Origin of the sequence: Mucilaginibacter sp. (assembly GCF_036383575.1) — a bacterium.
Lineage (GTDB): Bacteria > Bacteroidota > Bacteroidia > Sphingobacteriales > Sphingobacteriaceae > Mucilaginibacter.
In genome coordinates this window covers 1-10,333 of the sequence record NZ_DASVOB010000413.1, presented here as the reverse complement: position 1 = coordinate 10,333, position 10,333 = coordinate 1, and the positions used below count along the sequence as shown (strand labels likewise).

The window sequence follows — 10,333 nt, the reverse complement described above, 5'->3', positions numbered from 1 at the left end:
TCCCGTAGCTATACAGGGCGGACATGCATTGGCTACGAGATTGCCGCGCTACGCTCCCAATGACATACTTTTTTAAAGAGATAATTTGATCTTCCGAACGCCTATGGTGACAACACCAACAACGGCATAGTTTAAAATCATGCGAATCCTTCAATCCTAAGAATCAAGGTTCAATGCGCCACAACAACATCCCCACTGGCTTCAACCTTGTGTTTTATAAACCGCTTGCCAATAAACACAATTAAGAGCGCCAAAATTGATGAGGCTACCATAACTGCTGCCATAGGCAGTGAACTATGTTGTTTTATTACCGAGATGCCTATAGATGACAAAGCGCCCACAGCCATCTGTGAAGCACCTAATATGGCAGAAGCCGAACCCGCATTTTTAGTGAACGGAGCAAGTGACAATGCAGATGTATTCGGTGCACATATCCCAATGCAGCATAATACCCCAAATATCATCGCTATGGTTCCGCCTATATCAAACCAATGATTTAATGAGCCTGCAAAAAACACTATCGAAATAATAACCATCAAAATCAATGATGCACCGATCATTTGTTCGCTTTTATATTTTTTGATCAGCACACTGTTTAACTGGCTTGAACCGATAAAACCAACCGACAGACCAGCAAAGATCCACCCGAATTGCGTTTCGCTTACTTTAAACCCTTCAATAAATACTATAGGTGATGCCGATACATACGCAAATAAACCTGCAAACGCGAATGCGCCGCCTATGGCATAGGTTACAAACTGCGCATCTTTTAAAACAGTTATAAAATGGCCTATAATTGGCCCTGGTTTTAAGGAGTATGTTGGATCAGAGTGGTAGCTTTCGGGGAGCCAGAATATTACGGCCAGCAATATCAGTACTGCTATAATGGTTAACACCAGGAAAATGATCTGCCATTCAAAAGTGGCTGTGATATAGCTCCCTATGGAGGGTGCCAGCATGGGCGATGCACCAAGCACCAATATCAGCAATGAAAATACTTTGGCATTATCTTCAACCGGGAACAGGTCGCGCACCATGGCCATGGCCGCCACACTGGCTGCACAGCTACCTACTGCTTGGAAAAAGCGGAGCACAATGAGCATTTCGAGCGATGAAGCAAAGAAACACCCCATTGATGATACAATATAAAGCCCGAGCCCCCAGTACAGCGGATTTTTACGGCCGAACCTGTCAAGCAAAGGACCATAAAGCAGCTGCCCGGCGGCAATACCGATAAAATAGCTTGATAACGACAATGCTACCTCATCCGTACTGGTATGCAGATATTTGGCTATAGCCTTAAAACCAGGCAGGTACATATCGATAGAAAAAGGCCCAAGTGCAGTAAGCGAACCCAATATGAGGATGAGTACAGTATATTTTTGTTTGGTCATATTTTTTGTTGATGGTTCATGGTTGATAGTTCATGGATAAGATCACAAGCAAATCAAATTAAATGTGACAAATACCCAAAAGGCTATGAACCATGATCTATAACCTATGAACCGAAGCATTAAAACGCCTCGCCTAAATTAAGACTTATTGACGAGAAGTTTTTGCTCACCCCATAATCAAGGCTGATATTGGTGCCGGCTTTTTTATTGAACTTGAACCGTAAGCCCGTGCCACCGGCCGGGTGCCAGTATACAAAGGCATGATTTCCGGGCTCGCTAACTGAGTTAACATTTGCGAATACCACAAAGCCAAATAAACCGTTACGAGTAATATCGCGGCGGTATTCTGTTTCAAAATACGCAAGCCTGTCGCCCCGGTAACGGCTTTGCGGAAATCCCCTGCCCGACCGCTGGTAAGGTTCCCAGCCAAGACTCGGCAGGTTTAGGTACGGTGTGCGCGGCGTAAGCGTTGTCCAGAAGAAAGACCAGAATGCCAGCACGTTTTTAGGTCCCGAATTGCTTAACTGTATATACTTCCGTACATCAATATATAATGATCGCCAGTCGGTATGGCTTCCAAATGCTTTGGCGTTAACCCGGTAAACCACATTGGCATAAGCTCCGGGCAGTGGATTGATCGAGTTTCTCCGCGAATCGTATAATAAATTGAGTGTTATTCCGGATGAGAAAGCATCCTGATCGGCCGCTGTACCATACTTATAACCGGTAAACTTCCGCAGGTTTTGATCGCCATTGCTCTCAATATCCATGTAGTAATCCAAATTATAACCCAAACCCGCGTAAAAGTAAGGTTTGATCTGTTTTAGCACACTCTGATAAAAGCGGAGGTAGTTATAATTCACCAAAAATCTATCATGCGGACCCTGATTGCCGCCCAGGCCCCAGGTATATTGCGGATAAACCATTAGTCGGGTATCACCCTGTATATTCCACTCGTTATTATTAAGCCAGATATTTGACCTGATGGGCAAACCATACCTCCCCCTTAAATTAAAATAAGGTGTAAAAGTAAAGCTTGATAAATTGGTGGTGGCCTCATCGCCGAGGTAAAACCCGGCTGTTGTTGAAGTAAACAGCGCCCTCCCCCCGCTTCGACCATCACTTGTTGATGTAGGAAAAACAGAAAAGTAGATTTTTTTTCTTACAGTCGCCTGCTGCCGGGGCTTTATTTTGAAAATTGAACGTACTATATCGATAACATCCCTTTGAGGTACTGTATCCCTTTTTATGCTTATGGTGTCAGTAACCGGCTCCTGTGCCAGCACCATTACCGGAATTAAACATAAAATTATTACAGATAACCCTTTCACCATCGCTTTTAAACAGAAAATATCACCATGAAGTTTGGCCGTTAATAATATTCATAACGAATAAAACAGGGCAATCGCTTCAATTTAGCTAAATTTTAATTTAAATAAAAAAAGGCCTGTAAAATCAATGATTACAGGCCTTAATCACAACCCTTTAAATTAATGGTAAGTTGTTGTTTTAGTTACCGTTGTTTTAGTTGTTGTATAATGATGATGAGGGTGTGCCCTGCGCCAGGCAATGCGCGCTGCACGTTTTCTTTTTTCTTCGCGTCTGCGGGCCTCATTACCGATAATATACCCACCACCCGCGCCAAGTGCGCCACCAACTAAAGCACCGCCTGCACTATGGGTAATAAGAGCGCCCGCAACCGCGCCGCCAGCGCCGCCTATAATGGCGCCTTTACCTTGTTTACTGATCCCTTTTTTCTTAGTGGTTTGTGCGCCGGCATTGATACTCATGGATAACATCAGGCCGATTAAAAAGCACATATATAGCATTAAATTTTTCATAGCAGTATGCATTTAATAAGTGTTAACACAAACACCTATACAAATAGCAGGCCGTTTTTGAAAATAGCTATTCAAAATTTCAAGAAAAAAGCATTAGTTGACAAGGTTATTTCAGGAAATCTACTACAGCCTTTGAAAATTCAGGCGTGTGGCTGGCAGCATTATGATCACCGGGAACATGGACAAGTTTTGAGCCCGGGATAGCATTATTAAGCGCGATCTCGTCGCCGCCATCGTGATCTTCAGTGCCGTTTATAAGCAATACCGGTATTTTTACTTTGGCCAGCTCCTGCTTATTGGTTGAAGGTTGCCATTTTTGCTGATAGGCCAAAGCAAGCTGATCAAAAGGGTTACTGCGGATGTATTTGATCATTCCGTCAACATCATGGAAGCTGGTATCGCCCATTAAAGCTTTATATGCATGGATCCTTCGCGGCCATTCGGGGTTGGTATAAGCATCGCCCATGCCACCCATCACAGCCTTTTTCACCCGTTTATCCAGCACAAACACACGCGAAGTGATGATCGATCCGCGCGAATACCCAACAATATCATATTGCTTAAGACCAAGGCTTGTAGCTAAACCCATAATGTCTTTAGCTTCGGCGTCGTTGGCGTAACCTGCGTCGGTATGCGGCTTATCCGACCGTCCGTTGCCCCGCTGATCCAATATGATCACTTTGTAGCCTGCTGTAAACAGATCGGCATAAAGTTGTCCTTTTTTCCAGCCTTCGCCCGTACCCGAAAAACCGTGTACCAGTATCACCGGAAAGCCGTCGCCTTTAACTTCGTAATAGATCTTAACGCCATCGAACGAACTATAGTAGCTGCCTGCAGGAGTAACCTGCTGCGCAAAAGCACAATTGCCGCTAATCAGCATAAAAATTAACAGGCACAAACTTATCGACAGCTTTTTCATAACAAGCGAAGTTTTATTTAACAAAAAGGTTAATAACGGTGACCCCCACAAGCCCGATAACAGAAACAAGTGTTTCCATTAACGACCATGACTTGATGGTATCCTTAATACTTAAATTGAAATACTCTTTATATAGCCAGAATCCTGAGTCATTTACGTGAGAAAATGCAAGGCTGCCAGCCCCAATGGATAGCACCATTAAATTAGGGTTAATATGATTTTGCAAAACCAATGGCGCAACAATACCCGCTGCTGTTAATCCGGCTACGGTTGCCGAGCCTAAACTAATACGGATAATTGCCGCAATTACCCAACCCAAAAGCAATGGAGGCAAATTAAAAGACTGTAGTTGTGAGGCTATCTGGCTGCTTACACCACTGGCAGTTAAAACTTCTTTAAAAGCACCCGATCCTGCTATGATCAATAATATCAATGCGACATCCTTCACAGCATCGGTAAAGCTTCCAGCCAGCATGCCCATGCTTTTACCTTGTTTTATACCTAAAGTATAAGTGGCAACAATAAGCGCAATCAGCATAACAATTGACGGATCGCCAAGAAATGTAATAACCTTAGCCACGCCCGGATCTTTTATATTAAGGTATGGAAAAAAAGCAGTTAGCATTAATAACAATACCGGCAATAAAGCAGTGAAAAAGCTATTGAACGCGCCGGGCAGTTTTTCTACAGGTAGTTCCTCGGCCCGGAAGGTAGCCAGCGGCTCTGATGGGATCTTTTTAAGAAACTGCGCAAACACAGGCCCTGCCAGTATAATAGCAGGAATAGCGATCATAAGCCCATAAATAAAGGTTGTGGCCATATTAGCATGAAATAAGGCCACTAATGCCGATGGCGATGGATGAGGAGGCAAAAAGCCATGTGTTACCGATAGTGAGGCCAGCATAGGTAAACCTATATATACTGCCGGCAGCTTATATTTATAAACTACCGAAAATATAAGCGGCACCATCAGCACGAAGCCAATACCGTAAAATAATGGAATACCTATAATAAACCCGGCGGCAACCAGTGCCCACTGAATGTATTTTTCGCCTACGGCGTCAACAAGCACACCAGCTATTTTTTGCGCGGCCCCGCTTACAGCAACAAGCTTGCCCAGCATAGCACCCAGGCAAATAATAATGAGCAGCTGGCCTAAAATATCGCCCATGCCTTTTTGTACTGAAGCCGTTACTTTATTAATCGGTATACCCAACAATAACCCGGCTACTATTGAAACGATCAGAAACGCAATGAAAGGATTTACTTTTACGAGGCTCACCAGCAAAACCAGTAGCACAATACAAAAAAAGATAGTTAACAGTACCATTAAATTATATGTTTATGTATGGCCAGAGGCATGTACCCTGAGGTATTGGACACCCGCTGCTGCCAACTAAAGTAATAACAAAATTTGAGTTTCGGATTTTTAATGGTAAAAGCATTTAATTAGCTTAGTTAATATCAAAACACTTTAAAGAGCTTTTTGTATATTACATGCTAATAAATAAAAAACCTGTGCAATTAACTCACAACGTTTTGCTATTTATAACACCGTTTCATTAATTTTATAAAAAATAGTTTTAATTTTGCGTTAAAGTTTTATCCGATTAAGATTAAGCCCAAACCAACTATTTACAGGACACTGTATTTTAACGAACATACTTTAATACCTTTTCGGCATTCATTTCTTTAATTTTTATTATGGTTAAGCGTATTTTAGTATTAGATGACAATCAGGACATCCTTGATATTGTTCATGAAACCCTTACTTATGAACAATTTGAAGTTAAAAGCACCTCAATAAGTACTGATGTACTTCCGCTGATCGAAGACTTTGAACCAGATCTTGTTATACTTGATTACCGGGTAGCAGGCACTAATGGCGGCGAAATTTGCCGGAATATAAAAGTACACCCTAAATTTGGCAACACACCTGTAATTATATTTTCGGCTTATGTGAGTAGTGAAAGCGAGCTCATTAGTTACGGTTGTGATGCAATAATCAGTAAACCTTTTGATTTGACCGAACTTGTTGAAAAGGTTAATAACCTGCTTTAAGAACAAGGACATTCTCCTTTCTCAATAGCTAAAAATCACTCACCTCTCCTTTACGTTAAAACTTTTAAACCTCAATTACAGGCTTTTTTCTCGCTTATCCCAAACAGGGATTATTAAAAAAGTAAAAAAAGTACTTAAAAGGACACGTATTTATAAATAAATTTCATTTTAATAGCTTTTTTTAAGCAATTAGCAATATTTTAATAACCTAATTGAAATATTACTAATTATATTAACTTTGTTTTATAAGTTAATATAAACAATTAATTAAATACAATAACCCCTGATTGTATTATGGTACTATCGATAAACGAACAAGAAAAAGCGGAAGTAAAAAAAGCGCCCGTATGTCCAAGGTGTAAATCCGAACTTGACAGCCGTGTGCCCCGTGGCTTTTTCGTAAAAAAATTCCTGTTTTTCCTTCCTCTAAAAAGATATATGTGCTACAGATGCCAACGCAAGCGGTACATACTACGATAGGTTAATTTATTTTTTTTCATAAAAAGAAATTAGCACCTACTTAAAAGTACTTTTCTTCTATTTCTTCTCCGCCGATAACATAGATATTGTATTTTGGCTTCCTGTTATTTAAAAATTTGTGGAAGAAAACGAAGCCAAGTCAAGAAAAAAGTACTATTGTTCAAAATGCGGTGCCCCTTATCATTTCCAGATGCGAAGGAGTTGGTTTTTAAAAAACATCCTGTTTTTTATACCCGTAAGGAAATACTTTTGTGCCAAGTGTAAAAAGTCGGCCCTTGTTATTATAAAATAACGCGCAATCCATCGTAACTTCTTTCAGAAGCTTAATATTCTGCCCCTTTCAGCGTATAGAACAACCTGTTTTTATACAGCATTATGCTGCTATTTTAGAACGCCGCCCTCATTTGTATACAATAACATATCCTTAATACCCACATAACAATAGCATCTCCTTAAGTAAAGCTGCATAAAATAGAGATTGAAGCCTAAAATAGGTCAGCATAATACTTGGTATAGTAATTGCTTGATGTTGCGAGATATTGGATAAGCAATATCGCAGTAGTTTTTTGCCGATACATTTTTAACACATTACCTATGCGACGGATATTAGCGGTGGACGATGACAAAGACATTTTAGAAATAATAAAATACATCCTGGAAGAATCAGGTTATGAGGTTGACACCTTAGCAGATGGTAAAAGCCTGTTCGACCGCGTGCAACAGCACGAACCCGATTTAATTTTGCTTGACATTATGCTTGGCAATTTAGATGGCCGTGAACTTTGCAAAGCCCTTAAAACCCAACAGGAGACTAAAAATATACCCGTTATATTAATTTCGGCCAGCCACGATCCGGGCCGGCTTAACCAGGATGGATCTCCCGATGATTTTATAGCCAAGCCCTTTGATATTGATGTTTTATTAAACAGGATAAACAACCAATTAAAACGGGCCGCTGCCTGATGTACAGTATCAACCATAAAAAACGGGGCAGACAAATACTCGCCTACCCCGCCAAATCAAAACAAAAACTAAAAATTAAGCACTTATATTAAATGCACTTTCCCGTTTAGCGCGGTTACGTAGCTTAAAGAAAATGACAAGGTTTAGGAAATGCATACCGCCCAATATTAAAATTATCCAGCCCACTTTATAGCTCAGTACTTCAACTACTACCTGCATATTGGCAATAGAGCCATACTCTTTAAGCGCCAGGCTCATATAGCCTATATTTACCAGGTAAAAGCCCACCACCAGCAGCTTGTTTACAGAATCGGCCAGTTCATTGTTGCCGTGAAAAATATCCACTAAAAAGATCCGCCCGTTTTTAAACAACACCTTGGCAACCCACACGGTTAATGCTATGCTTAGCAACAGGTAAATAACATAGGTTAAAATAAAGTAGTTCATGATATTAAAGATTTAATTATTATTGATTATTTAGAATTTTCAGTAAAAATTGAAATTTTATTTCAAAAAAATATTACTTGAACACTTTTAGTATCGAACCAAAAAACCAGTTCTCTTCGGCTTTAAGCATGGTGTCCAATGTTTTGTTTACGTTATTAGCCAGCTTGTTAATATCGGTAACCGTAGTTTTAAACGTTTTATAAGCCGGATCTTTTGCATCACCTCCAACTGCGCCCAACTGATCAAGTATTTTGATAATAGGTGTAAGCTCGCGTTTTTTACGTTCTTCGGCTACACGGCGGGCAATAGTCCACACATCTTTCTCGGCGTAAAAAAACTCTTTACGTTCGCCGGTTTTATGTTGTTTTTCAACCAGCCCCCAATCAATCAAATCGCGCAGGGTCATGTTGGCATTACCACGTGAGATGCTTAGCTCGGCCATTACTTCTTCGGTAGTCAAGGCTTCCGGCGAGATCATCAGCAAGGCATGTACCTGGGCCATGGTGCGGTTTATCCCCCACTCCGACCCCAGCTTCCCCCACGCCTCAATGAACTTTAACTTTGCCTCTGCCAATTCCATGCACAAATATAAACAAGTTTTTAAACTTTCAAAAAAAAATGAAAATTAATGTTAGATATTAGAGATTAGAGATTAGAGATTAGAGATTAGAGATTAGAGATTAGAGATTAGAGATTAGAGATTGAACGGGCTTGCGGATGCAGGGTTTCAAAATATTATCAACAAAAAGATCAATTCTTTGCCCATGGCCTTACCTAATCTCTAACCTCCAACCTCTAATCTCTAAAAATTAATCACCTCTTAACAACCCATCTATCTTCATATTCCATTCCTGCTGATAGTATTGGTTCGTGCCATGACTGGTTTCATTATCATATTGCTCCTGCAGTTGGTTCATTTCGCGGTACGAGTCGAGGTATTGTACATTAATATAGCCATCATAATTATCAACCGGAAGTTTCATGGCCATAAGGGCCTGCTTAAAGTGCTGAGCCACTACCTTTACAATATCAAAATGCCTTTGTTCATGGTTTAGCGCAAACTCGGTTCGCCCCTCCGGCTTTACCCAGGCTGCACTTTTAGGCAAAAACACCCGCATACTTATTCTTACAACAACTACCGATCTTACAACATCTACCTTTTCGGTATAGCCAAAACCAGGCAACACTTCGGCAATATATTTCCCGCCTCGGGCTTTCTCCTGAAAATCATTCCAGGTTAAGGGCCGCTTTGCCGAGTAATAAATGGTGTCGCCTTCGGGTTGTTCTGAATAATCCGTAAAAATTAGTTTTACTCCTTTGGCAAGTTTAATATTGGAATCCGCTTCACGGTTTATCCATTTATTAAAGAAATCGAGACCAGCCGTAAGTGCACGGCTTATCAGCACCCCGGTATCATATTGCTGCGTCGCGCTGCGGTAGTATGTTGTGGCAGCCGGGTAGTCAATCAAATGAACGTTACCGTCATCCTTTTTCAATTCAAACCATAACTGTACTTCAAGCCGGCCTTCTACCCTGCCGTCAGCCATAGCAGTTTCGTTAAGTTTTAGTTTTTTTATGCGGATGCCTACCGGGCGCAAAGCTTTATTAACAGGGATCGCATAATCGGCAAATTGCTTTACCGCAACGGCTACTCCCCCTTGTAGATCAGCTTTATATTTTACCGCGGGTAAATTACCAGGGGCGGGCAATAACCAGGCTACGGCACTTCGGTCGGCCCGCTCATCAACAACATTGGCTATATAAAACTCGCTTGCTTTTTCAGTTAACTGTTTGTTTGTTAAAACAATTTCGGCATTTATTTTTTGTGCATTAGAATTTAACGGACAAAACACAAGCATGTACAAAATCACCGGCAACCACAGTTCCGCCCTGTTAAAAACAACACTCATAACTGATAAAAATAAAAAACGGGAAACTTTGCCCCCAGGTTATAATATCGCTCAAAATACAAATAAATTGTACCGTTGTACGCTTAATCATTACCTTTGAGCGCCCGCCACCGAAGCCCCGGTAATACTCAACAATTTTAAAGTTTTCCACACGGATATTATCTTAAGTATTACCTTCGTTAAAAGAAGTGTTATCCACAATTGTTAATTTCTAATGTGAAAAGCCTCTTTTTGGTTTAGCTATTTTCGCACTATCGTTAGTATGCGCTTTATGATCAAAACAAGATACATCACCCTGCTCATTCCCGTATTTTTATT

10 protein-coding genes are annotated in these 10,333 nt (G+C 40.8%); 2 read left to right on the top strand and 8 right to left on the bottom strand.

Annotation, left to right across the window (positions count from 1 at the left end; genetic code table 11):
• Positions 1–170: 170 nt before the first annotated feature.
• The 5 genes from VF500_RS14480 to VF500_RS14460 all read right to left on the bottom strand — a co-directional run bounded on the left by VF500_RS14480 (position 171) and on the right by VF500_RS14460 (position 5,484).
• Positions 171–1,394: a multidrug effflux MFS transporter gene (locus VF500_RS14480; protein WP_330860345.1), complete on the bottom strand. Its 1,224-nt coding sequence runs from the start codon at positions 1,392–1,394 to the stop codon at positions 171–173.
• Between the two features lie 119 nt (positions 1,395–1,513).
• Positions 1,514–2,683 (bottom strand): hypothetical protein, encoded by a 1,170-nt coding sequence (locus tag VF500_RS14475; RefSeq protein WP_330860344.1) that lies wholly within the window; start codon positions 2,681–2,683, stop codon positions 1,514–1,516.
• Positions 2,684–2,884: 201 nt separating this feature from the next.
• A complete protein-coding gene (locus tag VF500_RS14470; protein ID WP_330860343.1) occupies positions 2,885–3,235 on the bottom strand; it encodes a hypothetical protein in 351 nt (116 codons plus the stop codon).
• Positions 3,236–3,341: 106 nt separating this feature from the next.
• Positions 3,342–4,154 (bottom strand): alpha/beta hydrolase, encoded by an 813-nt coding sequence (locus VF500_RS14465; protein WP_330860342.1) that lies wholly within the window; start codon positions 4,152–4,154, stop codon positions 3,342–3,344.
• A gap of 13 nt (positions 4,155–4,167) precedes the next feature.
• Positions 4,168–5,484 carry a gluconate:H+ symporter gene (locus tag VF500_RS14460; RefSeq protein WP_330860341.1) on the bottom strand — a complete coding sequence of 439 codons (1,317 nt, stop codon included), beginning with the start codon at positions 5,482–5,484 and terminating at the stop codon, positions 4,168–4,170.
• Between the two features lie 374 nt (positions 5,485–5,858).
• Here VF500_RS14460 and VF500_RS14455 point away from each other — a divergent pair, with 374 nt between their 5' ends.
• Positions 5,859–6,215, top strand: a complete 357-nt coding sequence (locus VF500_RS14455; RefSeq protein ID WP_330860340.1) for a response regulator — start codon at positions 5,859–5,861, stop codon at positions 6,213–6,215.
• A gap of 1,074 nt (positions 6,216–7,289) precedes the next feature.
• The gene (locus tag VF500_RS14450) at positions 7,290–7,658 is read left to right on the top strand and encodes a response regulator transcription factor (protein ID WP_330860339.1); all 369 of its coding nucleotides are present in this window, start codon (positions 7,290–7,292) and stop codon (positions 7,656–7,658) included.
• A 75-nt stretch (positions 7,659–7,733) separates the two neighbouring features.
• Here the strand turns inward: VF500_RS14450 and VF500_RS14445 are convergent, their stop codons facing one another.
• The 3 genes from VF500_RS14445 to VF500_RS14435 all read right to left on the bottom strand — a co-directional run bounded on the left by VF500_RS14445 (position 7,734) and on the right by VF500_RS14435 (position 10,015).
• A complete protein-coding gene (locus tag VF500_RS14445) occupies positions 7,734–8,105 on the bottom strand; it encodes a hypothetical protein (RefSeq protein WP_121228302.1) in 372 nt (123 codons plus the stop codon).
• A 73-nt stretch (positions 8,106–8,178) separates the two neighbouring features.
• A complete protein-coding gene (locus tag VF500_RS14440) occupies positions 8,179–8,685 on the bottom strand; it encodes a GbsR/MarR family transcriptional regulator (protein WP_330860338.1) in 507 nt (168 codons plus the stop codon).
• 229 nt (positions 8,686–8,914) lie between these two features.
• Positions 8,915–10,015, bottom strand: coding sequence for a DUF922 domain-containing protein (locus tag VF500_RS14435; protein WP_330860337.1), 1,101 nt, complete (start codon positions 10,013–10,015; stop codon positions 8,915–8,917).
• Positions 10,016–10,333: the final 318 nt, after the last annotated feature.

Bases quoted from the DNA above. Each gene is read 5' to 3' on its own strand.
- VF500_RS14480 (WP_330860345.1), bottom strand. From the start codon at position 1,394: ATGACCAAACAAAAATATACTGTACTCATCCTCATATTGGGTTCGCTT.
- VF500_RS14475 (WP_330860344.1), bottom strand. From the start codon at position 2,683: ATGGTGCTGGCACAGGAGCCGGTTACTGACACCATAAGCATAAAAAGG.
- VF500_RS14470 (WP_330860343.1), bottom strand. From the start codon at position 3,235: ATGAAAAATTTAATGCTATATATGTGCTTTTTAATCGGCCTGATGTTA.
- VF500_RS14465 (WP_330860342.1), bottom strand. From the start codon at position 4,154: ATGAAAAAGCTGTCGATAAGTTTGTGCCTGTTAATTTTTATGCTGATT.
- VF500_RS14460 (WP_330860341.1), bottom strand. From the start codon at position 5,484: ATGGTACTGTTAACTATCTTTTTTTGTATTGTGCTACTGGTTTTGCTG.
- VF500_RS14455 (WP_330860340.1), top strand. From the start codon at position 5,859: ATGGTTAAGCGTATTTTAGTATTAGATGACAATCAGGACATCCTTGAT.
- VF500_RS14450 (WP_330860339.1), top strand. From the start codon at position 7,290: ATGCGACGGATATTAGCGGTGGACGATGACAAAGACATTTTAGAAATA.
- VF500_RS14445 (WP_121228302.1), bottom strand. From the start codon at position 8,105: ATGAACTACTTTATTTTAACCTATGTTATTTACCTGTTGCTAAGCATA.
- VF500_RS14440 (WP_330860338.1), bottom strand. From the start codon at position 8,685: ATGGAATTGGCAGAGGCAAAGTTAAAGTTCATTGAGGCGTGGGGGAAG.
- VF500_RS14435 (WP_330860337.1), bottom strand. From the start codon at position 10,015: ATGAGTGTTGTTTTTAACAGGGCGGAACTGTGGTTGCCGGTGATTTTG.